This window comes from Massilia sp. P2_C2 (assembly GCF_056404615.1).
In genome coordinates this window covers 1-24,696 of the sequence record NZ_JBFUDR010000021.1, presented here as the reverse complement: position 1 = coordinate 24,696, position 24,696 = coordinate 1, and the positions used below count along the sequence as shown (strand labels likewise).

Here is a 24,696-nt window from a genome sequence, read left to right as displayed (position 1 = left end):
TTGCCCCGTTATCAGCGCAGTTTCAGGGTGGAGAAGCCAACAAGGACCAGGATCATCGTCACGATCCAGAAACGCACGACGACCTTGGTCTCTTTCCAGCCCTTCTGTTCGAAATGGTGGTGCAGCGGCGCCATCAGGAAGACGCGGCGTCCCTGGCCATACTTCCGCTTCGTGTACTTGAACCAGCTGACCTGGATGATCACGGACAGCGTCTCGGCGACGAACACGCCGCCCATGATGAACAGGACGATCTCCTGGCGCACGATGACGGCGATGGTGCCGAGCGCGCCGCCCAGTGCCAGCGCGCCGACGTCGCCCATGAACATCTGCGCGGGGTGCGCGTTATACCAGAGGAAGGCCAGGCCCGCGCCGGCCATCGCGCCGCAGAAGATCAGCAGTTCGCCGGCGCCCGGGATGTGCGGGATGAACAGGTATTTCGAATACGTCGCGTTACCGGTCAGGTAGGCGAACAGGCCCAGCGCGCCCCCGACCATCACGGTCGGCATGATGGCGAGGCCGTCGAGGCCATCGGTGAAGTTCACGGCATTGGAGGCGCCCACGATCACGCAATACGTGAGCGCAATGAAGCCCCACACGCCCAGCGGGTAGCTGATGGTCTTGAAGAACGGGACGATCAGGTCGGCCTTCGGCGGCAGGTCCATCGAAAAGCCGGACTGCACCCACGCGAAGAACAGCTGCCACACTTCCCACGGCGTCGCGGCCGACACGGAGAACGCGAGGTACAGCGACGAGGTGATGCCGATCAGCGACATCCAGAAATACTTTTCGCCCGAGCGCATGCCTTCCGGGTCTTTATAGACGACCTTGCGGTAGTCGTCGACCCAGCCGATGGCGCCGAAGCCGAGCGTCACGACGAGCACCGGCCAGATCAGGCGGTTCGACAGGTCGCACCACAGCAAGGTGGACACGCCGATGGCGATCAGCACGAGCACGCCGCCCATGGTCGGGGTACCGTGCTTGGTCAGGTGGGTCTGCGGACCGTACGTGCGCACGGCCTGGCCGACCTTCATCTCGGTGAGCTTGCGGATCACGGCGGGACCGCACAGCATGCCGATGCTGATGGCGGTGATCGTCGCGAAGACGGCGCGGAACGTGATGTAGTTAAAAACGCGCAGCGGACCGATGTAGTCCTGAAAATATTGTGCGAGCCAAAGCAGCATAAGTCTAGTGGGCTTCCTTGCCGGTGTTGGTTGATGCGATCAGGTGTTGGACCACGCGCTCCATCTTCATGAAGCGCGAGCCCTTCACCAACACAGTTGCGTCAGATTTGCTGCCCAGTTTTTGATCCAGTGCTGCCAATAATTCGTCGAACTGCTCGTAGTGTTGCGCTCCCGATGCGGCCATGTGGCGTGCCAGATCGCCGGTCGCGAGCACGGTGTCGATGCCGCGACTTGCGGCATAGGCACCGATTTCCTGGTGAAACTCAGGTCCCTGCGTGCCAACCTCGCCCATGTCGCCGAGTACGAGGATGCGCGGCGACGGATACTGCGCGAGCACATCGATGGCGGCGCGCACGGAATCGGGGTTGGCATTGTACGTATCGTCGATGATGGTGGCGCCGCACACGGCCTGCTTGCGCTGCAGGCGGCCGCTGACGGGCGCAAACGCTTCCAGGCCGCGCACGACGGCGTCGACCGGAATGCCGGCCGCGAGCGCGCATGCGATCGCGGCCAGTGCGTTGCGGACGTTGTGCACGCCGGCGGCGGAGAGAACGATCGTGAAGCGTTCGACACCGGCTTCGACCGCGAGTTCGCTGCCGAAGCCGTTCGTCGTGTCGCTTGTCACCACCCTTGCACGCACGTCGCAGGCGTCCGTCAGGCCGAAGGTCATCACCTTGCGCTCRCCGGCCAGCTCGCGCCACAGCGCCGTGTACTCGTCGTCGCCCGGGAACACCGCGACGCCATCGGCCGCCAGTGCCTGCAGCACGGCGCCGTTCTCGCGCGCCACCGCTTCGACGGTGTGCATGAATTCCTGGTGCTCGCGCTGGGCGTTGTTGACGAGGGCGACGGTCGGTTCYGCGATGGCGGCCAGGCGCGCGATCTCGCCGGGGTGGTTCATGCCCAGTTCCACGACGGCAGCCTTGTGCGCATCCGTCAGGCGCGTCACGGTCAGCGGCACGCCGATCTCGTTGTTCAGGTTGCCCTGCGTGGCCAGGCGCCCTTCCGCACCGAAGGCCGCCATGAGGATCGCGGAGATCATTTCCTTGACCGTCGTCTTGCCGTTGCTGCCGGTGACGCCGATGACGGGAATCGTGAAGTGGCGGCGCCAGAAGTTGCCGATGCGGCCCAGCGCGGCCAGCGTGTCCGGCACGACCAGCGCCGGCAGCGGATAGTGTTCGGGCAGGTGTTCCACGACGACGGCCGCCAGCGGCTTGTCGACCACCTGGCCGAGGAAGTCGTGGGCATCGAAGCGTTCGCCACGCAGGGCGACGAACAGCGACCCCGGCATCAGCTGCCGGCTGTCGGTCGACACGCCCTGGAAATACGCGTCGCGCGTGACGTGCGCGCCATCAATGGTCGAAGCAACCTGCTCCAGCGAGCCACGAATCATCAGACAGTCCTCATCATGGTGAGCCGCGCGCTCAAGGCCAGCGCGGCATGGTCGGCATCGGAAAACGGAATCTTCCGGCCCTTGATTTCCTGGTACGGCTCATGGCCCTTCCCCGCCAGCAGGATCACGTCCGGCCTGGCGGCATGCTTCACGGCCGACAGGATCGCGGCGGCGCGGTCCTCGATGGCCTGCGTCGTCGACGTCGGGTGGTGCCGGTCCATGCCGGCCACGATCTGGTCGATGATGGCGCGCGGTTCCTCGCTCCGCGGGTTGTCGCTGGTGACGAGCACGTGCTCGGCCATCTGCGCAATGCGGCCCATCTGCGGGCGCTTGCCCGGATCGCGGTCGCCGCCGCAGCCGAACACGCACCACAGTTGGCCGCCGCGCTCCTGCGCCACCTGGCGCAAGGCTTCCAGCGTCTTTTCCAGCGCGTCCGGCGTGTGCGCGTAGTCGATCACGACCATCGGCGCATCCTGGCCGCCGACCTGCTGCATGCGGCCGGGGGCCGGCACCAGCGTCTCGATGGCGTCGAGCGTGGCCCGCAGCGGCACGCCTTTCGCGAGCAGCGTACCGAGTACGGCGAGCGCATTGCTGGCATTGAAGTGACCCACCATGTGCGTGCGTGCGACGGCGCTGCCGAACGGCGACTCGAGGTGGAATTCGCTGCCGGCCGGGCGGCTGCGCAGGTTCGTCGCGCGCAGCACGTCCACGCCGTCCGGCGCCGGCTGTTCGTCCGCCGTGCGCAGGGTGTAGCCGATGACCCGCACTTGCGGACGCGCGCCGCGCAGGTGCTGCACGATGCGCACGCCGGCCGCGTCGTCCAGGTTGACGACGGCGGTCTTGAGAGCCGGCCAGTCGAACAGCTGGCGCTTCGCGGCCTCGTAGGCGTCCATGTCGCCGTGGTAGTCGAGGTGGTCGCGCGTGAGATTCGTGAACACGGCCACGTCGAAGTGCATGCCGGCCGTGCGCTGCTCCACGAGGCCGATCGACGACACCTCGATGGCGAGCGCCGTCGCGCCCGCGTCGCGCAGGCGCGCGAGTTCGGAGGCCAGCAGCACGGCGTCCGGCGTCGTGTAGCCGGTCGCGTCGAATTCCGGCTCGGCGCGGCCGCGCACGAGGCCCACGCCCAGCGTGCCGATGACGGCCGTCCGCTCTTCCTCATCCTTGTTCAGGTACGCGAGCGCGCGCGCCGTCCACAGCGCGCACGAGGTCTTGCCGTTGGTGCCCGTGACGCCGACGGTGAACATGGCGGCATCCGGGGCGCCGTAGTACGCATGCGCGATCGGACCGGCGTTCTGTTTCAGGTCGGCGACGGCCAGATGCGGCACCGCCAGCGTCTCGTCGAATGCGAAATCGCGTCCGTCGTAGACGACAGCAGCCGCGCCGTTCTCGACGGCGGAAGGAATGAAGCGGCGGCCATCGGCGGCCTCGCCCGGATAGGCAAAGAACACGTCGCCGCTGCGCACGCGGCGCGAGTCGGAAACGAGACGGCCGCCTGGTGCGGCGGCCTGAATCCATTCGATGATTTTTGGCGTTTCGGCCATCAATTACTCTCCTCGAGTGGATGTTCTGGAATGATGATGTCGGTGACCGTGGAGTCGGGCGGCACGTTGGCGGCCCGCAGTGCGTTCGCCGCCAACGCCGCGAATGTCGGCGCGGCCACCGCGCCACCGGTGTGGAATGGTCCGGACGGATCGTCGATCATCACGGCGATGACGAAGCGCGGATTCGACATCGGCGCGATGCCGACGAAGTTGCCGATGTAGTGCGTCTGCGAATAGTGGCCGTTGATGGCCTTCTGCGCGGTACCCGTCTTGCCGCCGATGCGGTAGCCCGCCACCTGGGCCTGCGGTGCCGTGCCCTGCGGGCTCACCACCGATTCGACCATCGTGCGGACCTGGGCCGCGGTCTTCGGCGAGATGATCTGCTGGCCGACCGGCTTGTCCGTCACCTTCTGGAACGACAACGGGATGATGTCGCCGTCGCGCGCGAAGATCAGCCAGGCGTGCGCCAGTTGCAGCAGCGACATCGAGATGCCCTGGCCGAACGACATATTGGCCTTGGTGACGATGGGCCAGGATTTGTAGGGACGCAGGCGACCGGCCGCGGCGCCGGGGAAGCCGAAGCGCGGCGCCTGGCCGAAGCCGACCTTGGTGAACATCTCCCACATCTCCTGGGCCGACAGCAGCTCCGAGATCTTGGTCGTGCCGATGTTGGACGACTTCTGGATGATCGTGCTGACGTCGATGACGCCGTGCGGGTGCGTGTCGCGGATCGTATGGCCGCCGGTCTGGTAACGGCCGGTGCCCGTGTCGAACAGCGTGGTCGGCTTGATCAGGCCCTTGTCCAGCGCCAGCGCGACGGTGAACGGCTTCAGGGTGGAACCCGGCTCGAACGTGTCGGTGATGACGCGGTTGCGCAGCTGCTCGCCGGTCAGGCGCGAGCGGTCGTTCGGGTTATACGTGGGCCAGTTGGCCAGCGCCAGTACCTCGCCCGTGTGCACGTCCAGCACGATGGCAGCCCCGGCCCTGGCGTGGAACTTCTCGACGGCGTCCTTGACGCTGTTGAAGGCGATGTACTGCAGCTTGGAGTCGACCGACAGCGTCAGGTCGCGGCCGTCGTGCGGCTCGCGCGACAGGCCGACGTCCTCGACGATGCGGCCCAGGCGGTCCTTGATCACGCGCCGGCTGCCGGTCTGGCCGACGAGGTTCTTCTGCTGCGCGAGTTCGATGCCTTCCTGGCCCACGTCCTCGACGTTCGTGAAGCCGACGATGTGCGTCATCACCTCGCCCTGCGGATAATAGCGCTTGTATTCCTTGCGCGTGTCGAGGCCGTCGATGCCGAGCTTTTCGATCCTGGCGATCACGTCCATCTCGACCTGGCGCTTCAGGTAGACGAAGGTACGGTCGGAATCGAGMTTCTTCAGCAGGTCGGCCTCCGGCATGTCGAGCAGCCGCGCCAGTTGACGCAGCTTCTGCGACGGCGACTCCTTGACGTCCTCCGGGATCGCCCACACGGCCTTCACGGGCAGCGACGACGCGAGCACGATGCCGTTGCGGTCGAAGATCTTGCCGCGCGTGGCCGGCAGTTCGAGCACGCGCTCGTAGCGGCTCGCGCCCTGCTTCTGCAGGAACTGGTTGGAGACGCCCTGCAGCCACAGCGCGCGTCCGGCCAGCGCGAAAAACGCGGCAAACAGCACGAACAGCACGACACGCGAGCGCCAGTCCGGCAGGCGCACGGCCAGCACGGGACTCCTGGAAAACGCCACGCCCTTGGCGGCGGCGACGCGGGATGCGCTGGTGCCGGCCTTCATTTGCCGCCTTCCATCAGGTACTGCGTGCGCGCCGGGGACAGGGGCGCCATGTTCAGCTCGGAGCGCGCGATCTGTTCGATGCGTTCGTTCTTGCCGAGGGTGGACTGGTCGAGCTGGAGCTGCGCCCAGTCGATCTCGAGCTGGCGCTGCTGGGTCGCCATCTTTTCGAGGTTGTCGATCAGGTGGTTGCGCTGGTAGCGCGCGTTCACGACCGACAGCGCGCAACCGACCAGCAACGTGGTCAGCACGACGTTGATCTTGCCGCTCATGCGGCGCCTCCCAGGCGTTCGGCCACGCGCAGCACCGCCGAACGGGCACGCGGATTGGCCTCGACCTCGACGTCGGAGGGCTTGGTCTTGCTGATCAGCTTCATCAAGGGCTGGGGCAAATCGACGGCACGGATCGGCAGCCGGCGATCCGGCTGCTCGACTTTGGCCTTGGACGCCAGGAACTGCTTGACCATGCGGTCTTCCAGCGAATGGAAGCTGATCACGGACAGGCGCCCGCCGGGTGCCAGCAGTTCGAAAGCGGCCTTCAAACCTGCTTCAAGGTCCTCAAGCTCTTGATTGATGAAAATCCGGATAGCCTGAAAGGTGCGGGTTGCCGGATCCTTGCCTTTCTCCCTGGTTTTGACCGCGTTTGCCACGACTGCGGCAAGCTGTCGTGTGCTTGAAATTGGTTCGATTGCCCTGCGAGCAGCAATCGCCTTTGCAATCTGAAAAGCAAACCGTTCTTCTCCATAGTCCCTGATCACCTTTTCCAATTGTTTTTCCGGCACCTCGGCCAGCCATGCGGCGGCGGAGATGCCCCGTGTCGTATCCATCCGCATGTCCAGAGGACCGTCGTTGCGGAAGCTGAAGCCGCGGCTCGCGTCGTCGACCTGCGGCGAGGAGATGCCCAGGTCCAGCAGGATGCCGTCGACCTGGTGCACGCCTCGTGCCGCCAACGCTTCGCGCATCGTCGCGAAGCTGTCGTGCACGATCGAAAAACGCGGATCGTTCAACTGTTCGGCCGTCGCGATCGCCTGGGGATCCTTGTCGAARCCGATCAGGCGCCCCGTGGGCGCCAGCTTCGACAGGATCAGCCGGCTGTGACCGCCGCGGCCGAACGTGCCATCTATATAAGTACCGGCAGCGCGCCCGCCTTTGAGGGCGAGGGCATCGACTGCTTCATCCAGCAGCACCGTGCGATGCTGCAAACCGGGCACCGGCTGAGTCACATTCATGCGGCGCCTTAAAAGGAGAAATTGGAAAGGACGTCGGGCATGCCGCCCGCGACGGCTTCGGCCTCGTTTTCTGCCAGCTTGGCGGCGTCCCAGATCTCGAAATGACTACCCATCCCGAGCATCATCACCTCTTTCTCCAAACCAACCGCATTGCGCAGCTCGGGCGAAACAAGCACCCGACCCGCGCCATCCATCTCGACATCGCAGGCGTTCCCCAGGAAAATGCGTTGCCACGCCCTTGCCGACATCGGCCAGGCGGCGATCTGTTCGCGATGTTCTTCCCACACCGGGCGCGGGAAAAACAACAGGCAACCATGCGGGTGTTTCGTGAGCGTCATACGGCCTTCACATTGCTGCATCAAGGCGTCGCGATGCTTGGCCGGTATTGACAGCCGTCCTTTTGCATCGAGATTGATCGCTGACGCGCCCTGAAACACGTTTGTACCTAGTTTTGGAGAGTTATCAGTCTGATTGTTTTTTAGGCGCCGGGAGACCCACCGGCCTCCCACAAAACTGCACTTTTTGCCACCATTTCCCACTTTAGAGGAAGCGTTGTCTGTGGTCAAGCGAATTCACGTTTAGAAAACGCGAAAATTGCTAATGAAACCAATGACTTAGCGAACTTACTTGACGGAACCTCAAGTAAAAATGTTGAGCAAAATTAGAGACTTAGGTCTCACTATGCATGTGCTACCTCATCTGCACACATGTGTTTTACCATTGATTTAGAGCAAGTATTTACTATGGGAAAGCTGCTTTATGGCAACGCGCGCGCATGGGAGAAAATTGCGGATCGCAGCGCGGCGGTTTAGGATAGGGACAAGGCATTCACCCGGCCGTTTCCGGCTCGCTTGGCGGTTTTTTTTGGGGGAGCCGGCATTATAAGTGAGTCCGTACTACCGCGCAGGAGAAGCATTGTGAGCAGCACGCCTATCACATTGGCCAGGACGCGCACCGTCTACGACCTCAACGACGTACAGGACGCGCTGGACCGCAGCCGCGGACGCTCGCCCGAACTCGACGTCTTCTACGAACGCATGCTCGAGACCGGCGCCGAACGTTTCGTCACCACACCCTCTTCCATCGAGGCCCTCGACCCGCTGTTCGAGGAATGTCCCAATTTCGATGAAGTGCTGGACGACCTGGCGCGCTACCTGCGCCTGGCCCACGCGGGCGACAAGGGATTCAACGTCATGCCGATCCTGCTGCTGGGCGGCCCGGGCGTCGGCAAGACCCACTTCGCCAAGCGCCTGGCGAGAGTCATGCAGACGGACTGCGAACTGATCAGCATGAATGCCCTGTCGGCCGGCTTCGTCATCACGGGCAGCTCGGCCAGCTGGCGCGGCGCCAAGTGCGGCAAGGTGGCCGAACGCCTCGTGCGCGGCCAGTTCGCCAACCCGGTGATCGTGCTGGACGAGGTCGAAAAGGCGACGGGTTCCTCGCAATCCGACCCGCTCGCGGCGCTGTATCAACTGCTGGAACCGGAAACGGCCTGCGCGTTCCGCGACGAATTCATCGACGTCGACATCGACGCCTCGCAAATCTTCTGGGTGCTCACGGCCAACTCCACCGAAGGCATCCCGCACCCGCTGCTGAACCGGATGGCCGTATACGAAGTGCCCGCGCCGACGCCGGAACAGGCGGCCGGCATCGCGCAGCGCATGTATACCGGCCTGCTGCGCGAACTGAACCTGACGGCGTTCGATCCGTTGCTGGGGGATGTGGTGCTGGACAGGCTGGCGGGCGTGTCGCCGCGCGATTTGCGCAAGACCCTGCTCGATGGGCTCGGCTATGCGGTGGCCGATGGGCGGGTGCACGTCCTGGCCGGGGATATCCGGGTCAAGACGACGCCGGGCAAGGGGCGGATCGGGTTTTGAACCTGTCCCGACGCCGCCCCGGCTGGCTTACTTCACGTTGAACGCCACCGTTGCCTCGGCATTCTGGATGTACAGGACGCCGCTGCGGGTCAGCGCCAGCTTGCCTCCGGCCGGATAGCTCCACACCGTCTTGTGGGTGCGCAGGTCGATGGCATAGGTCGCCACGTTGGTGCTGACGAACAACAGGTTCTTCGTGACGAGCGGCTCGGCCACCCAGCCCGTTTCCGCGGCTTGCGGCGGCGTCCAGGACCATTGCAGCGCGCCGTCGGCCTCGGCCCGGGCTTCGATCCGGTACGGATTGGTGTTCGGCGCGTACACGACACCGGAAGCATAAGCCGGCGTCAGCGGGTAGTTGCCCGGGATGCGCCAGTCGACATAGCTTTTAGCGATGTTGAACCGGAGCAGTTCATTGCCATTGGTGCCGCCGTACGTCACCGCATTGCCGTAACGCGCAACGAACAGGCTGCCGGGGGCACCCAGCACGGGTGCACCGCTCGCCTGGTAAGTATAGGTATTGCTGCCATCGCGCGCAGTGCTCAACACCTTCCCCGTCTTGCGGTCGATGATCTGCAGCGAACCATCGAAGAGATAGGCGGCATTGGCGTCCACGGCCGGGATCGACAGCGAGGCCTGATTCGCATTCATAACGAATAACGGATCCCCGGCCGAAGAAATGCCATACAGCCCGCTATATGCGCTGTTCGTGTAGACGGCATCGTCCACCGCGACCGGTGCAAGGTTACTGGAATTCCACTGCGAACCCATCGGCGCGCGGAATCGCACCGCGCCGCTGGCGGCATCGAAGCCGAACATCGTCGTCGGCTGCTGGCCGGCCGCCATGTAAACGATGCCGTTGGCAACCGAGGGCGGATTGACCGATGGGTAGGTCATCGAGCTGACGTCGTACGACCAGACGGTGCTGCCGTCATACTCCTTGCGCGCCATCAGCTGGTTGTTCCCGGCCGCATAGAACACGCCGTCGGCAGCCACCAGCGTCGCCGTGTAAGCCGAATAATAGTTGTTGGTCTGAGTGAGCGCACCCATCTTCCAGCGCGGCAGCAGTTGTTCCGGCTTGATCTCGACGGGCACATAACCCGTATGGGCGGCGTTGCCCTGGAAGGTAGTCCAGTCCGGCACATCGGTCCAGGGCGTCAGCGCAGTCAGGCGGTCGCCCGGCCAGGCCGTGCCGGCTCCCTGCACGGTCACGTCGTAGGGCACCGTCATCGAAGACACCGCCTGCGGGGTGGCGCAAGCCTGGTCGGCGCACAGCTTCAGCGTGATGTCGCCGGTATAGTGACCAGGCTTCGTATCAGTGACCGTTTCCAGGGCGAGCACATAGCTGCCGTCCGTGCCCGCGGTCACGCCGACCTGCTGGCCGATCACGCCGGCCTTGTCGCTGGCGTTGACGAACAGCGTTCCCGTCGGCGTGAAATTCGGCTTGATCTGCACCTCGAAGGCCACGCTGCTGCTCTGGGCCGCGAAACGCGTGACGGTGCCGGACAGCAGCTTGACTTCCGGCGTGGTTGCCACGGGTGGAGGAGGCGTCGTGCCGCCATTATTGTTGTTGGTGCCGGAGCTCCCGCCCCCGCTGCCACCGCCGCAAGCCGTCAAGACCAGGCAGGCGAGGCTGATTGTGGTCCGGCCGCGCAGGGCCAGTCCCATTGTCTTTTTCATGATTTCCCTAGTGGCCGTGTGGCGGCCCGTTTGCATGCACGGCGCCATTGCGGCGCGTGCGATTGTTATGTGGATTCCGGTGCGCGATCGATAGACCGGCACAGAACCGCGCATCATGCCATGAACGCAGTATGTACAAACTCTCCGATTGTCACTTTTGATATATTTATTAACGGAGAGCCACTTTTTATCCACCCCGGGTCGCCACGAGAGCCACCGGTTCAGCTGAGCAGGCTGTTTTTCAAACGGCGGCCATTTCCTCAGCCCGCAAATAATTCACGAGTTCGTCCCGCTCGAACGAGCCATCCCACTCCTTTTCGCCGAGCAGTTGGGGCAGCGCGGTATGCCTCAGCAATGAGTGGAATCTGTCCTTGACGAGTTGCGGGCGGATGTCCTTGATGCGCACGCGGGAGACCTTGCGCGACAGATCGATGACGATCCCGTACAGGACCCAGTCGAGCTGCACGAGCAGCATGCTGGCCGACTGGATCGCCAGCGGCGCAATGCTCGTTTCATACAGCCGGGTCACCGACGATTGCCGTGCACCGGCGTCGGCGGCGGCGTCGCCGGCCAGTTCTTCCGGCCACCACGCCAGCACCTGGCCCAGTAGGCATTCGAAATCGGCATTCTCAGGAAGGGTGATTTGCCCAACAAACATAAAACTCTCGATAAACCGGGCTATGCAACAGACAGCGCGATCGGCACCCGTGATAATTAAAAGTAAAAAACCTTGCCATCAGTATATCGACATAAGTGAACGAGAAGCTCTCACAATTTCACATTGATCACATCGCCAGCAATATTGGTCATTCGTCCACCTTGGCATCTTCGCTCTTGGCCGCTTCCATCGCTTCCGGCTCCAGTTCTTCCGCCGCCTTGTTGAGACGGATGAACACACCCCAGCCGGACAGCAGTACTCCGGCCGCGGCGAAGACGGACGCCGCATGCGGCAACAGTTCCGGTTCCTCGTGCAAGGCCTTGAACGTGCCGACCAGGCCCTCGATCGAGAGCGCCACGACGACGACGACCATGAACCGCGACAGGTAGCGGCGTACCCGCGTGGGCGCGCTGATGTGGGCGTCGCGCACGACTTCTTCCTCGGTGATGGTCTGGGCGATCTGCAGCGAGACGACGGCGATGGCCAGCAGGCCGATCGCCTCGATGGCCATTTCGGCGCTCTTGTCGCCATCGCCGCCGATGGCACCGATGGCGATCCAGCCGGTCTTGATGGCCAGCACCGTGAGCAGCACGGAGACGAGCACGAACAACATCCCCAGCAGCGCGTGCGCGGTCGAAAAGAATCCCTTCAGGAATTTCAAAGGCGCCTCCGGTCGAATGAGCGATGTCGAGCCGATTCTGCCCCATCCGCGCCGGCGCGGCCGCACGAGAGCGTCAGTGATGTTCCGGCACGGCCCACGCGCGTGCATGCGCGACCGCGCGTGCCCAGCGCGCCATCATCTCGTCGCGCCGTGCGGCCGGCAGTTGCGGTTCGAACCTTCGCTCGCTGCGCCAGCGGGCCGATATCTCCTCGCGCGACGACCAGAAGCCGACGGCCAGCCCGGCCAGGCAGGCGGCGCCGAGGGCAGTCGTCTCCGTCACCTGCGGCCGCACGACGGGCACGCCCAGCAGGTCGGCCTGGAATTGCATCAGGAGGTCGTTGCGCGCGGCGCCGCCGTCCGCGCGCACTTCGTGCACGGCGCAGTCGGCATCCTTCTGCATGGCGGCCAGCAGTTCCGCGCTCTGGTAGGCGATGGCCTCGACGGCGGCGCGCGCGATGTGGGCGGCCGTCGTGCCACGCGTCATGCCGACGATGGTGCCGCGCGCATACGCGTCCCAATGCGGCGCGCCCAGGCCGACGAAGGCCGGCACGAGCATCACCCCACCGCAGTCCGGCACCGACAGCGCGAGCGCCTCGACGTCGGACGACTGCTTGATGATGCCCAGGCCGTCGCGCAGCCATTGCACGGTGGCGCCGCCCATGAACACGCTGCCTTCGAGCAGGTAATCCGTGTGGGTGTCGAGGGTCCAGCCGACGGTGGCCAGCAGCCGGTTGTGCGAAGCGGGCGGCACGTTCCCCGCATGCATCAGCATGAAGCAACCGGTGCCATACGTATTCTTGACCATGCCGCGCCTGTGGCAGGCCTGGCCGAACGTGGCGGCCTGCTGGTCGCCGGCGATGCCCGCGATGGGGATGGCGCGCCCGAACCACGACGGATCGGACTCGGCGACGATGCCGGAACTGGGCACGACTTCCGGCAACATCGAGGCCGGCACGTCGAACAGGGCCAGCAATTCCGGGTCCCAGCGCAGGCTGTTGATATTGAAGAGCATCGTGCGCGCGGCATTGCTCGTATCCGTGACGTGGCGCCCCGTCAGCTTGTACGTGAGCCAGCTGTCGACGGTGCCGAAGGCGAGATCGCCGCGCTCCGCCCGCGTGCGTGCGCCCGGCACATTGGTCAGCAGCCATTGCAGCTTGGTCGCGGAAAAATAGGCGTCCAGTTCGAGACCGGTCTTGCGCTGGATGAGGGAGGCCTTGCCGGCCGCGCGCAGGTCGTCGCAGAGTTCCGCCGTGCGCCGGTCCTGCCAGACGATGGCGTGGCACAGCGGCTCGCCCGTGCGGCGGTCCCACACGACCGTCGTTTCGCGCTGGTTGGCGATGCCGATCGCGGCCACGTCGGCCGCATCGACGCCGGCCTCGCGCAGCACCTCGCGCGCGCAGGCGAGCTGGCTGTGCCAGATGTCGAGCGGGTCGTGCTCGACCCAGCCGGGCCGCGGAAAATGCTGGGGAAATTCCTGCTGGGCGATGCGCACGACCTGGCCCTGGCGATCGAACAGGATGGCGCGCGAGCTCGTGGTGCCCTGGTCGAGGGCAAGGATGTAGGTCATCGTCATCTCCCCGGGGCCCTGAATAATGTGTAAAGCAGGCCGATAGGCCGGATTCTGTGTAACGCCCTTGCGGACGCTATGACAGCCATTCCTCTAGGCGCCGAATTACTCCGGCGCTCAAGCTTCCTACCCGCACGCTCCGCGAGCAACCTCAACGCGTGCCTATTTGGAATTGCTCCAGGTGGAGGTTACCGCGTTTCACCGTAACTGAATACGCTCGTCTCTGTGGCCCTATTCCTCGCCTTATACCCGGCTTGCGCCCGGCTTTCGGCGGACGGCCGTTAACCGTCACCCTGCTCTATGGAGTCCGGACCTTCCTCCCGCCCACGACCTTGCGGCGTGGACCAGCGGCTGTCTGGCCTGCTTCACGGGCATCATTTTAACCGATGCTGGACGTACAGTCTGTTTCGCTGCCTTTTGTGAAATGTCGTGTCGCTATTTCAAAAGCCAGCCGTGACCGCCTCCCCTAGAATGCCCGGATTCCATGTTGATAAGGACGACCTCACCATGACGCACCCTTCCCGCAGCGGCGGCCAGATCCTGGTCGATGCGCTCCAGGTCCACGGCGTGGACACCGCCTTCGGCGTGCCCGGCGAAAGCTATCTCGACGTGCTGGACGCGCTGCACGACTCGAACATCCGCTTCGTCATCAACCGCCAGGAAGGCGGCGCGGCGTTCATGGCCGAGGCCTACGGCAAGCTGACGGGCAAGCCCGGCATCTGCTTCGTCACACGCGGCCCCGGAGCGACCAATGCCTCCATCGGCGTGCACACCGCGTACCAGGATTCCACGCCGATGATCCTGTTCATCGGCCAGGTCGGCACCGATTTCATGGACCGCGAAGCGTTTCAGGAAATCGACTACCGCCGCATGTACGGCCAGATGGCCAAGTGGGTGGCGCAGATCGACCGCGCCGAACGCATCCCCGAATATCTTGCGCGCGCGTTCCAGGTGGCGACGAGCGGCCGTCCGGGCCCGGTCGTCCTCGCACTGCCGGAAGACATGCTCGTGGCGCGCGCCGACGTCGCCGACACGCGCCGCTACCAGCCGACGCAGGCTGCGCCGTCAGCCGACCAGATCGCGCAACTGCGCACGATGCTGAGCGGCGCAAAAAAACCGTTGCTTCTGCTGGGCGGCGGCACGTGGACGGACCAGGCGTGCGCCGACGTGCAACGATTCGCCGAGGCGAACGTGCTGCCCGTCSCCTGCGCATTCCGTTTCCAGGACTTGCTGGACAACGAGCATCCGCACTACGTGGGCGACGTCGGCATCGGCATCAATCCGAAGCTGGCCACGCGCGTGAAGGAAGCGGACGTATTGATCGCCTTCGGCCCGCGCCTGGGCGAGATGACGACGAGCGGCTACTCGCTGCTGGCGTCGCCCGTGCCGCGCCAGCGCCTCGTGCACATCCACCCGGATCCGGAAGAGCTGGGCAGCGTCTATCAGGCCGAGCTGATGATCGCGAGCGGCGCGCCGCAGGCCGCGAGCATGCTGGCGGCGATGGAACCGGTCGATGCCTCCGCGTGGCGCCACACCGTGGAACAAGCGAAGGCCGAGCTGCGCGCCTGGCAGGAACAGCCGCCGATCTTCAAGGACGGCGCTGCCCCGCTGGATCTGTGGCAGATGGTGCGGGACCTGCAGGCGGCCCTCCCGCGCGACACGATCGTCACGAACGGCGCCGGCAACTACGCCACCTGGGCGCACCGCTTCTGGCGCTACGGCGCCATGCGCACCCAGCTCGCGCCGACGAGCGGCGCGATGGGATATGCCGTCCCGGCCGGCGTCGCCGCGAAGATCGTGCGGCCGGAGCGCACCGTCGTGACCTTCGCCGGCGACGGCGAATTCATGATGACGGGCCAGGAACTGGCGACGGCCGTGCAATACGGCGCCGGCGTCATCTTCCTCGTATTCAACAACGACATGTTCGGCACGATCCGCATGCACCAGGAGCGCGAATATCCGGGCCGCGTTTCGGGCACGCAATTGCACAACCCGGACTTCGCGGCACTGGCGCAAGCGTACGGCGGCCACGGCGAGGCGGTGGCGACGACGGCCGGATTCGGCCCGGCCCTCGCCCGCGCCATCGAGTTCACGCGCACGCAAAAATTGCCGGCGCTGATCGAACTGCGCTACGACGGCAACCTGATCACGCCGAACGCCACGCTGGACACGATCCGCCGCAACGCGCAGGCGGCCAGGGCCGGCTGACTCTCCGGTTCACGCGGCGACGAGGCCGCGCAATGCGGCAACGACGTCGTGCAGCCGCGCCACCTCGAAGGTGGGCAGCGCCTGCGTGTCGTTGGCGAGACCGGCCGGATTGAACCAGCAGCTTTCGATGCCGAACCGGTTGGCGCCGAGGATGTCGGCGTCGAGCCGGTCGCCGACGATGACCGTTTCCGCGTGAGAAAACGCACGCGCCATTTTCACCGTGTAGTCGAAGAAGCGGCTGTCCGGCTTGGCGTAGCCACACGCTTCGGACGTGGCCACGAACGACACGTGTTCGTGCAATCCCGCACTCACGATGCGGCGGTGCTGGATCTGCTCGACGCCGTTGGTGATGATGCCCACTTCGCCGACGGCGGCCAGGGTGGCGCACAACTCGCGCGCGCCGTCGATGAGGACGACGGCCTCGGACAGCGATTCGAGATACAGGCGGCTCGCGCTTTCCGGATCGAGGTCGAGGCCCGTCGCGGCGAAGGTCTTGCGGAACCGTTCCACTTTCAGGAAATCCTTGGACACGGTGCCCTGCTCGAAGCTCTTCCACAGGGCCGTATTGACGGCCTGGTAGCGGGCGAACAACCCTTCCGGGATCGCGTCCAGGCCCAGTTCGCGCAGCGTGCGGTCGAACGAACTTTGTTCGGACGCCTTGAAATCGAGCAGGGTGTCGTCGAGGTCGAAAAGAAAAAGTCTATGTTTCATGATGCAAGGGATGCGCTGGCGAATGCGCTGGCATCCGCGTGGGCACAGGGGTGCCCACCCTACGATGTTCATATTACGTAGGGTGGGCACCCCGTGCCCACGCGTGACGTTTGCGTCTCGCCGGCGACACCGGAACGGCGAAGGTAGTCCTTCGGAAACGACAGGATACCAGCGGCAGCGTTTATGTGCCGAGGTTGCTGTCGAGGCCCTCATGTAACCATGCGACGGAAGCCCCGGATTGCTTTCCGGTTACTCAGCAAGGAGAACCGGCCCCGCTCTGGTAGAATACGCGCGACCCTATCCGGCCCATCCGCCGCCCTCCCGAATACACAATGTTTAGTTTCTTCAAAAAGAAAAAACCTGAAGCCGAGACGCCGGCTGCGGTCGAACCCGCAGCGCCCGCTTCAGTTGCCACCCCGTCGACGGCCGACGCGCCGGCCGAGCAACAGGCCGAGCAGCCGGGTTTCCTGCGCCGCCTGTTCGGCAGCGGCGAGGACGCGCCGGTCGCGCCCGAGACCGACATCGACGTCCCCGCCCCGCTCGATGCCGCCGCCCCGTCCGCCTACGAAGGCCAGCTGTTCCCCGAGACGGCCGAACGTCCCGTCAGCGCGGCGGAAGCCAGGCGCTCCTGGATGTCGCGCCTGAAGGCCGGCCTCTCCAAGACGTCGAGCAATCTGTCGCTGCTGTTCGTCGGCGCGCGCATCGACGAAGACCTGTACGAGGAACTCGAATCCGCGCTGCTGATGTCCGACGCCGGCATGGATGCCACGCAATACCTGCTGGACAACCTGCGGCGCAAGGTCAAGGAAGAAAAACTGCTGGACGCCGCCGCCGTCAAGGTGGCGCTGAAGTCGCTGCTGGTCGACCTGCTGCGTCCGCTGGAAAAACCGCTCGAACTGGGCCGCCACGAGCCGCTCGTGATGATGATCGCGGGCGTCAACGGCGCCGGCAAGACGACGACCATCGGCAAGCTGGCCAAGCACATGCAGCACCACGAGCAGTCCGTGCTGCTGGCCGCCGGCGACACGTTCCGCGCCGCCGCGCGCGAACAGCTGATGGTCTGGGGCCAGAGAAACAACGTCACCGTGATCTCGCAGCAGTCCGGCGACCCGGCGGCCGTCGCGTTCGACGCTGTCCAGTCCGGCAAGGCGCGCGGCGTGGACGTCGTCATGGTCGACACCGCGGGCCGCCTGCCCACGCAGCTGCACCTGATGGAAGAACTCAAGAAGATCAAGCGCGTGATCGGCAAGGGCATGGAAGACGCGCCGCATGAAGTCGTGCTCGTCATCGACGGCAATACGGGCCAGAACGCCCTCGCCCAGGTGAAGGCGTTCGACGACGCGCTGCAGCTGACCGGCCTCGTGATCACGAAGCTGGACGGCACGGCCAAGGGCGGCATCCTGGCCGCCATCGCACGCACCCGCCCGGTGCCGGTGTATTTCATCGGCGTGGGCGAAAAGCTGGAGGACCTGCAACCCTTCAGCGCCGACGAATTCGCCGAGGCGCTGCTGGGATAAACGCGCGATGATCGAATTCCAGTCCGTCTCGAAGAAGTACTCGGATTCCGCCGACACGCTGGCGCTCGCCGACGTGTCGCTGAACATTGCCAAGGGCGAGCTGGTGTACCTGGCCGGCCCGTCCGGCGCCGGCAAGTCCACCCTGATGAAAATGGTCGCCGCGATCGAACGCCCCACGTCCGGCCGCGTGATCGTGAACGGGCAGGACGTCGGCCGCCTCCGCAGGGCGGGCGTGCCTTTCCTGCGCCGCAACCTCGGCCTGATCTTCCAGAACCAGCGCCTGCTGAACGACCGCCACCTGCTGGCCAACGTGATGCTGCCGCTGATCGTCACCGGCGCGCCCAAGGCGCAGGCCGAGCAGCGCGCCCGCGCGGCGCTGGACAAGGTCGACCTGCTCGACCGCGCCCTGGCGCTGCCGATGGAATTGTCGGGTGGCGAACAGCAGCGCGTGGCGATCGCCCGCGCCATCGTCAACCGTCCGCAGATCATCCTGGCCGACGAGCCGACCGCGAATCTCGACCGCGCCGCCGCCGACAAGGWCATCGACGCGCTGCACGCCTTCCACTCGGTCGGCGTGACGTGCGTCATCTCGACCCATGACGAAGACATCCTGGACAGCGCCGCGCGCGTGATCCGTCTCGAACATGGCCAGGTGGTGGGAGGTGCCGCATGAACATCTGGTTCCGCCAGCACCGCTTTGCGCTCGGCGCAGCGTTGTCCCACGTGCGCAAGGCGCCCGGCAGCTTCCTGTTCAACGTGCTCGTCGTCGCCGTCGCGCTGGCCCTGCCCTTCGCCGGCGTCACCCTGCTCGACAACGTCCGGCCCCTGTCGGAAGAATTGTCCGTCGATCCGGAAATCAGCCTGTTCCTCAAGACCGACACGCCGCGCGAGCAGGCACAGGCGCTGGCCCCGCAACTGCAGCGCATCCTGCACGGGAGCCATGCGAAAGTCAGCTTCGTGCCGCGCGAGCAGGCGCTGGCCAGCCTGAAGGAAAAGAGCGGCCTCTCCGACGTGATCGCCACGTTGGGCGATAACCCGTTGCCGGACAGCTATGTGATGAAGCTGGAAGGCTTCGCCAGCGGCGCCGAGGCCGCCCGCGTGGACGGCATCGCCGAACAGATGCGCGCGCTGCCTGGTGTCGACACCGTGCAGGTCGATTCGGCCTGGGTCAAGCGCCTGGCCGCCCTGCTGGGCGTGCTGCGCCTCGCACTGTTGCTGCTCGCACTGACGCTGGGCGTCGTCGTGATCGCCGTCGTGTTCAATACCATTCGCCTGCAAGTGCTGACGCAGCGGGAGGAAATCGCCGTGTCGAAACTGCTGGGCGCGACGGACAACTTCATCCACCGCCCGTTCTACTACACGGGTGCCCTGCTGGGCCTGTGTGCCGGCGCCGTGGCGCTGGGGGCGGTGGCGCTGGCGCTGCGTCCGCTGAACACGGCCATCGCCGAGTTCGCCCGGCTGTATGCGTCGGAATTCCAGTTGGCCGCCCTGCCACCGCTCGGCATGGCCGCGTTGCTGGCGATCAGCGCCGGGCTCGGACTCGTTGGCGCCATGTTGTCGGTGCAGAGGCATCTGGCGCGGCTCAACTAAGTTTTTATTCTGCTCAACGTCGCGCGAACCCGTCCGCTGCTGGCCAGTCAAATCCAGCAGCGGACGCGAGGCATGCGCCTACACGGCAACGTGCGCTAACCAACAGAAGCCGCAGCACGCGTCGCCTAATCTGTCATCCATGAAATTCAATCGATACGAGCGACACATTTGACCCAAATCAACTGAGCCACTCGCGTCTGCTCTAGAGTGGAATCGCCCTGATTTCGGTTCCCATAGGCAATTCTTTAATGAAGCTTAAACCCGTCCAAGGGGATATGGTGGCGCCTAGCACTCACCTCAAGAGAGTGCTAATATTACGCCAGACTATCGCGGGAAATGGTTTTGATAGCACCGTCAGCATCCCGACACAAGCCAGCCAGCTGCGCCTTCGGGGCTCTGGAGATGGCGAGACGATGCAGCAGCTTAAATCAGAGGGAGTGACTATGTCCGCACAATCCGCATTGGTTCCGGCCGGCAGTCGTGCTCTGGGACTGGGTTTCAGTGGCAATCTTGGCAATATCGATGCCTATATCTCGGCAGTGAATCGCCTGCCGATGCTGTCCCACGAAGAAGAGGTTTCGCTGGCTACGCAGTTGCGGGATAAGAACGACCTGGACGCCGCACAAAAACTCGTGATGTCGCACTTGCGCCTGGTCGTGTCGATCGCGCGCGGTTACCTGGGCTATGGCCTGCCCCACGCCGACCTGATCCAGGAAGGCAATATCGGCCTGATGAAGGCAGTCAAGCGCTTCGACCCGAACCAGGGCGTGCGCCTGGTGTCCTACGCCATGCACTGGATCAAGGCCGAGATGCACGAATACATCCTGAAGAACTGGCGTCTGGTCAAGGTCGCAACGACCAAGGCGCAGCGCAAGCTGTTCTTCAACCTGCGCAGCAATAAGCAGGGTCTTGACGCCATGTCGCCGCAGCAAGTCGACGATCTCGCCAAGTTGCTGGACGTCAAGCGCGAGGAAGTGATCGAGATGGAAACGCGCCTGTCCGGCCGCGACATCGCACTGGAAGCACCGACCGACGACGAAGACGACAAGTTCTCGCCGATCGCCTACCTGTCTTCGGACCAGCAGGAGCCGACGAAGGTCCTGGAAGGCGAAGAAAAGGTTCGCCTGCAATCGGAAGGCCTGGAAACGGCCTTGTCGAAACTGGACCCGCGTTCGCGCCGCATCGTGGAAGCACGCTGGCTGGCCAACRACGACGGTTCGGGTGCCACGCTGCACACGCTGGCCGAAGAGTTCGGCGTATCGGCCGAGCGCATCCGCCAGATCGAATCGGCCGCACTGAAGAAGATGAAGACCGCGCTGTCGGCTTACGTGTAAGCCCTCTTCTCGGCCAACGACAAAGGCACCTGCGGGTGCCTTTTGTTTTGCCCGCAAAATTCGGGGTCAGAGCACAAATTTCCGAAAATTCGGGGTCAGAGCCCTTTTTGCCGCCCTGTCATCATCCACCATCACCGGCAAATCGACGCGAACAGCTATTTTTCTCGCACATCAGAAAACGTGCTCTGACCCCGAATCTCGGGAAAAAAATGCTCTGACCCCGAATTTACTGACCCCGAATTTAGGCAAGCTTTGTCTTGAAGAACGCCATCGTCCGTCCCCACGCCAGCTTCGCCGCAGCCTCGTCGTAGCGCGGCGTCGTGTCGTTGTTGAAGCCATGCTCGACGCCCGGGTAGACGAAGTGCTGGTAGTCGACGTGGTTCGCCTTCAACGCGGCCTCGTAGGCTGGCCAGCCGGCCAGGATGCGTTCGTCCTTGCCGGCATCGTGGATCAGCAACGGCGCACGGATGCGCGCGGCGTCCGCGGCCGGCGGCTGCATGCCGTAGAACGGCACGGCGGCCGCCAGGTCCGGCAACTGCGTCGCGAGATAATTGGCGATGCCCCCGCCGTAGCAGAAGCCCACCACGCCGACCTTGCCCGTGCCCTGCGGCAGCGTCGCCAGCGCATGGGCGGCCGCGATGAAGTCGGCACGGGTCCTGGTTTGATCCAGCCTGGGGAACAGGTCCCGCGCCTTGTCCTCGTCGCCCGGGTAGCCGCCCAGCGGGTACAGCGCGTCCGGGGCGAAGGCGACATAACCGTCGAGCGCGATACGGCGCGCGATGTCCTCGATGTGCGGGTTCAGGCCGCGGTTTTCGTGCACGACGAGGATCGTCGGCAACTTACCCTTCGCATGCGCCGGCTCGGCCAGGTAGCCGTGGACCTTGCCGTAGCCCTGCGGCGACGGGAAGTCGACATAGGCCGTCTTCAGGCGCGCGTCCGCGAACGCGACCAGGGGCGCGGCGAACGATGGCGATAATTGCGCCAGCAACGTGGCGGCCGTTGTGCCGCCGGCGGCATAACGGCCCGCACGCGCAAGGAAATCGCGGCGCGATACGCGTCCGTGCACATAGCCATCGAACAATTTCAATACCTCGGGGTCGAAATCCGCTGCGGTCAAACGCGTCATCTGTACTCTCCGGTCCGGTTGAGATGAGCGCCAGCATACGCCGGTTTTTCAGATCCGGATCACGATCCGCCTGCGGTACAACTGCCAGAGCCCTGCGCCGAGCACACCCAGCAGCAAGGCCGAATACGCGGCCGATGCCACCCGGGCCTCCGGGATCAGGCGGGCCAGCATGTCCGCCAGCAGGTCGTGCCCGCTGCCAACGCTTCCCAAAGACAGTTGCATGGCGGTATCGATCAGCGTGATGCCGACGAAGGCCAGCGTCGCATTCGTGCCGAACGCAAGCACCGGCCGTGTCCACGCCGGCGCCTCCGTACCGGGCGGTACGAGGCGGATCAGGATCAGCAGTGCCAGCAGCGAGAATCCGCCGGACGCGAGCGCAAAGCTCGGCGTCCACAGCTTCTTGACCATGGGTACGAGTGGATCGAGCAGGAACCCGGTCAGCAAACAGGCCACCCCGGCGATGGCAAGGGCCGTCAGTGTGGCCGGCTTGTGCGAGCGCATCAGCAGCACGGACGCCGTCACGCCGAGCAGCATGTTGACGAGTGCGCCCAGCGTCGACACGAGGCCTTCCGGATCGTAGGTGACGACGTCGCCCGTTCGCCCCCACGGCCACAAATGGGCGACACCGAACAAGGCGCGGTCGACGACGGCCGGCAGCGCATGCGCCGAATCGAAGCAGGCACGGCCGCAGCCGGGTGCGTCCCATGCGAGCAGCAGCGCAGCGTAACCGGCCAGCAGGACGAGCAGCGCCGTGACCAGCGCCGCGACCGACGGGCCGTCGCGGCGCGCCACCAGCACACAGCCGGTGCCGGCGATGGCGTAGCACAGGCCGATGCGCTGCAGGATGCCCGGCAAGCGCACGTGAGCAACGTCGAAACCGGGCAGCAGGTTCAACAGGACGCCGAGTGCGACGAGCACGGCGGCACGACGCCACACGTGCCGGACGAGGGCCGCCCTGTCCTGTGCTTCCCGCCGTCGCATTGCGTACGGCAGGGCGGCGCCGGCACAGAACAGGAAAGCCGGGAAGATCATGTCGGCGATGGCGAACCCGCGCCAGTCGGCGTGTGTCAGGAACGTGAAACGGTGGTCCCAGCCGCCCGCATACGCGACCATGACCATGCCCATCACAGCGAGGCCGCGGAACAGGTCGACGGCCAGCACGCGCGGCGCCTGCGCGGCCGGTGTCCGCCGCGTATCCGTCCCGCGTTCCCGCGCCATTCTTACCACGTCACCCATCCTCTCCCCCTCGTTGCCCGGTTATGAAAACGATTTCAAATATCGGCTGCGCCGCCCGTGCCGTCAAGTCACGATGCATGGCCTGCATCATTGCCGCAAAGGCAATAGAATAAAAGGCCATCGCACCCACCAGGAGACCCCATGCAACTCATCGGCATGCTCGATTCGCCCTTCGTCCGCCGCGTCGCCATCACGCTGGACCTGCTCGACATCCCGTTCGAACACAAGGCGTTGTCGGTGTTCCGCAACTTCAATGCCTTTGCCGCCATCAATCCGGTGGTCAAGGCGCCGACGCTCGTACTGAACGACGGGACGGTGCTGATCGATTCCACGCTGATCATCGAGTATGCCGAGGCGCTGGCCGGCCGCTCCCTGCTGCCGGGCGCCCCTGCCCCGCGCGCGCAAGCCCTGCGCGCCATCGGCCCGGCGCTGGCCGCCTGCGAAAAGACGGCGCAGGTCGTCTACGAATACCAGTTGCGCCCGCCCGAGAAACAGCACCAGCCCTGGCTCGACCGTGTGCAGGAACAATTGCTGGCCGCCTGCCGCCAGCTGGACGGGGAAGCGGACGCGCTCGACATCGTCGACCTCGGCCAGGCCGCCATCACGGCTGCGGTGACATGGTCGTTCATCCAGCTGATGGTGCCGCAGATCGTCTCGCCCGCCGACTTTCCCCGCCTCGCGGCCTGGGCGACGCGGGCGGAAGCATTGCCCGTGTTCCGCCGCTACCCGATCGTCTGACCGGCCGCGACCGGCATCCCACGGCCGGGCCAAATCGCGCCGGCCCGGGCTGGCGAGTTTGCTATTATTGGCTTTATGCAAACAAAGGACGCCCCATGACGCTGCCGCGACCGCTTGCCGCCCTGGTTGCCCTGGCGCTCGCGCTGCTGCTGGCCGGCTGCACCACACCGCCGCCGCCCGACGCCGTCTATCCGCTCCGGCCCGAACAGAGCGTCGTGCTGGCGCGCGGGCTCGTCCTCACCTACGACAGCTTCAGCGACAGCCGCTGCCCGGCGAATACCCGCTGCATCTGGGCCGGACGGCTGATCTTCCGCTTCCTCATCGACGGTCCGGACGGCATCGAGGAATTCACGCTCGGTCCCGACCAGCCGGTGGCCACACCCGAAGCATTGCACGGCGCCCGCGTCACGCTCGACACCTCCGCGATCCCGCCCGCGCGCGCGGCCGGCACGCGGCCCGGCGACGTCATTCCCGTCACGCTGAAGATCACGGCAAGCCAGCGCAAATGAACCTGGACGAGCCCTGCAATGATTCCCCACTACCTTCGCCAGCCATGACCACATCCGCCAAAGCCCTCGCCTGCGGGCTGATCCTGTCCATCGTCCTGGCACCGCCGCTCGCGCTCGCCAAGACGCCCATCGCCACGGGCACGGGCGGCGCCGTCGCCACGATCAGCGAAAAGGCGTCGGC

General features: G+C 65.1%; 22 protein-coding genes and 1 other RNA gene. 8 read left to right on the top strand and 15 right to left on the bottom strand.

All coding sequences use genetic code 11. The features are described from left to right. Positions 1 to 11: 11 nt before the first annotated feature. The 7 genes from mraY to mraZ are packed head-to-tail and all read right to left on the bottom strand — an operon-like array spanning position 12 to position 7,546. Positions 12 to 1,181 carry a phospho-N-acetylmuramoyl-pentapeptide-transferase gene (mraY, locus tag AC1DYX_RS04410; RefSeq protein WP_477256666.1) on the bottom strand — a complete coding sequence of 390 codons (1,170 nt, stop codon included), beginning with the start codon at positions 1,179 to 1,181 and terminating at the stop codon, positions 12 to 14. A 4-nt stretch (positions 1,182 to 1,185) separates the two neighbouring features. Then, positions 1,186 to 2,568, bottom strand: coding sequence for a UDP-N-acetylmuramoyl-tripeptide--D-alanyl-D-alanine ligase (locus AC1DYX_RS04405; RefSeq protein ID WP_477256682.1), 1,383 nt, complete (start codon positions 2,566 to 2,568; stop codon positions 1,186 to 1,188). A gap of 2 nt (positions 2,569 to 2,570) precedes the next feature. Further along, entirely contained in the window at positions 2,571 to 4,115 is a 1,545-nt protein-coding gene (locus AC1DYX_RS04400; RefSeq protein WP_477256663.1) for a UDP-N-acetylmuramoyl-L-alanyl-D-glutamate--2,6-diaminopimelate ligase, read from the bottom strand. Then, positions 4,115 to 5,884 (bottom strand): peptidoglycan D,D-transpeptidase FtsI family protein, encoded by a 1,770-nt coding sequence (locus tag AC1DYX_RS04395; protein WP_477256661.1) that lies wholly within the window; start codon positions 5,882 to 5,884, stop codon positions 4,115 to 4,117. Before AC1DYX_RS04395 ends, AC1DYX_RS04400 begins: the two co-directional genes overlap by 1 nt. Beyond that, the gene (gene ftsL / locus AC1DYX_RS04390; RefSeq protein ID WP_477256659.1) at positions 5,881 to 6,153 is read right to left on the bottom strand and encodes a cell division protein FtsL; all 273 of its coding nucleotides are present in this window, start codon (positions 6,151 to 6,153) and stop codon (positions 5,881 to 5,883) included. Before ftsL ends, AC1DYX_RS04395 begins: the two co-directional genes overlap by 4 nt. Then, entirely contained in the window at positions 6,150 to 7,109 is a 960-nt protein-coding gene (gene rsmH, locus AC1DYX_RS04385) for a 16S rRNA (cytosine(1402)-N(4))-methyltransferase RsmH (RefSeq protein ID WP_477256657.1), read from the bottom strand. Before rsmH ends, ftsL begins: the two co-directional genes overlap by 4 nt. Before the next feature lie 8 nt (positions 7,110 to 7,117). Next, complete coding sequence (gene mraZ / locus AC1DYX_RS04380; RefSeq protein ID WP_477256655.1) at positions 7,118 to 7,546, bottom strand: division/cell wall cluster transcriptional repressor MraZ; 429 nt, start codon at positions 7,544 to 7,546, stop codon at positions 7,118 to 7,120. Between the two features lie 480 nt (positions 7,547 to 8,026). Between mraZ and AC1DYX_RS04375 the strand changes: the two genes are divergently transcribed. Next, positions 8,027 to 8,986: an AAA family ATPase gene (locus AC1DYX_RS04375; RefSeq protein WP_477256653.1), complete on the top strand. Its 960-nt coding sequence runs from the start codon at positions 8,027 to 8,029 to the stop codon at positions 8,984 to 8,986. A 27-nt stretch (positions 8,987 to 9,013) separates the two neighbouring features. Here the strand turns inward: AC1DYX_RS04375 and AC1DYX_RS04370 are convergent, their stop codons facing one another. From AC1DYX_RS04370 to rnpB, 5 genes are all read right to left on the bottom strand, one after another. After that, complete coding sequence (locus AC1DYX_RS04370) at positions 9,014 to 10,660, bottom strand: outer membrane protein assembly factor BamB family protein (RefSeq protein ID WP_477256651.1); 1,647 nt, start codon at positions 10,658 to 10,660, stop codon at positions 9,014 to 9,016. Between the two features lie 241 nt (positions 10,661 to 10,901). Then, a complete protein-coding gene (locus AC1DYX_RS04365) occupies positions 10,902 to 11,318 on the bottom strand; it encodes a hypothetical protein (RefSeq protein WP_477256649.1) in 417 nt (138 codons plus the stop codon). A gap of 148 nt (positions 11,319 to 11,466) precedes the next feature. Continuing rightward, a complete protein-coding gene (locus tag AC1DYX_RS04360) occupies positions 11,467 to 11,979 on the bottom strand; it encodes a hypothetical protein (protein WP_477256647.1) in 513 nt (170 codons plus the stop codon). Between the two features lie 73 nt (positions 11,980 to 12,052). Next, positions 12,053 to 13,546 carry a glycerol kinase GlpK gene (gene glpK, locus AC1DYX_RS04355; protein ID WP_477256644.1) on the bottom strand — a complete coding sequence of 498 codons (1,494 nt, stop codon included), beginning with the start codon at positions 13,544 to 13,546 and terminating at the stop codon, positions 12,053 to 12,055. Positions 13,547 to 13,573: 27 nt separating this feature from the next. Continuing rightward, an RNA gene (gene rnpB, locus AC1DYX_RS04350) (RNase P RNA component class A) lies at positions 13,574 to 13,913 on the bottom strand. 140 nt (positions 13,914 to 14,053) lie between these two features. On the opposite strand from rnpB, the gene AC1DYX_RS04345 reads away from it, so the two are divergent. After that, positions 14,054 to 15,754 carry a thiamine pyrophosphate-binding protein gene (locus tag AC1DYX_RS04345; RefSeq protein WP_477256642.1) on the top strand — a complete coding sequence of 567 codons (1,701 nt, stop codon included), beginning with the start codon at positions 14,054 to 14,056 and terminating at the stop codon, positions 15,752 to 15,754. A gap of 9 nt (positions 15,755 to 15,763) precedes the next feature. Here the strand turns inward: AC1DYX_RS04345 and AC1DYX_RS04340 are convergent, their stop codons facing one another. Beyond that, positions 15,764 to 16,465 (bottom strand): YjjG family noncanonical pyrimidine nucleotidase, encoded by a 702-nt coding sequence (locus tag AC1DYX_RS04340; RefSeq protein WP_477256640.1) that lies wholly within the window; start codon positions 16,463 to 16,465, stop codon positions 15,764 to 15,766. 332 nt (positions 16,466 to 16,797) lie between these two features. Between AC1DYX_RS04340 and ftsY the strand changes: the two genes are divergently transcribed. From ftsY to rpoH, 4 genes are all read left to right on the top strand, one after another. After that, positions 16,798 to 17,982, top strand: a complete 1,185-nt coding sequence (ftsY, locus tag AC1DYX_RS04335) for a signal recognition particle-docking protein FtsY (RefSeq protein ID WP_477256638.1) — start codon at positions 16,798 to 16,800, stop codon at positions 17,980 to 17,982. 7 nt (positions 17,983 to 17,989) lie between these two features. Further along, the gene (locus AC1DYX_RS04330; protein ID WP_477256636.1) at positions 17,990 to 18,655 is read left to right on the top strand and encodes a cell division ATP-binding protein FtsE; all 666 of its coding nucleotides are present in this window, start codon (positions 17,990 to 17,992) and stop codon (positions 18,653 to 18,655) included. Beyond that, the gene (gene ftsX / locus AC1DYX_RS04325; protein WP_477256634.1) at positions 18,652 to 19,572 is read left to right on the top strand and encodes a permease-like cell division protein FtsX; all 921 of its coding nucleotides are present in this window, start codon (positions 18,652 to 18,654) and stop codon (positions 19,570 to 19,572) included. Before AC1DYX_RS04330 ends, ftsX begins: the two co-directional genes overlap by 4 nt. A gap of 443 nt (positions 19,573 to 20,015) precedes the next feature. Continuing rightward, positions 20,016 to 20,906 carry an RNA polymerase sigma factor RpoH gene (rpoH, locus tag AC1DYX_RS04320; RefSeq protein WP_477256632.1) on the top strand — a complete coding sequence of 297 codons (891 nt, stop codon included), beginning with the start codon at positions 20,016 to 20,018 and terminating at the stop codon, positions 20,904 to 20,906. Positions 20,907 to 21,147: 241 nt separating this feature from the next. Here the strand turns inward: rpoH and AC1DYX_RS04315 are convergent, their stop codons facing one another. Next, positions 21,148 to 22,032 (bottom strand): dienelactone hydrolase family protein, encoded by an 885-nt coding sequence (locus AC1DYX_RS04315; RefSeq protein ID WP_477256630.1) that lies wholly within the window; start codon positions 22,030 to 22,032, stop codon positions 21,148 to 21,150. A gap of 48 nt (positions 22,033 to 22,080) precedes the next feature. Then, positions 22,081 to 23,250 carry an acyltransferase family protein gene (locus AC1DYX_RS04310; protein WP_477256628.1) on the bottom strand — a complete coding sequence of 390 codons (1,170 nt, stop codon included), beginning with the start codon at positions 23,248 to 23,250 and terminating at the stop codon, positions 22,081 to 22,083. A gap of 159 nt (positions 23,251 to 23,409) precedes the next feature. Between AC1DYX_RS04310 and AC1DYX_RS04305 the strand changes: the two genes are divergently transcribed. Then, entirely contained in the window at positions 23,410 to 24,006 is a 597-nt protein-coding gene (locus tag AC1DYX_RS04305) for a glutathione S-transferase (RefSeq protein WP_477256626.1), read from the top strand. A 95-nt stretch (positions 24,007 to 24,101) separates the two neighbouring features. After that, the gene (locus AC1DYX_RS04300) at positions 24,102 to 24,515 is read left to right on the top strand and encodes a hypothetical protein (protein ID WP_477256624.1); all 414 of its coding nucleotides are present in this window, start codon (positions 24,102 to 24,104) and stop codon (positions 24,513 to 24,515) included. Positions 24,516 to 24,696: the final 181 nt, after the last annotated feature.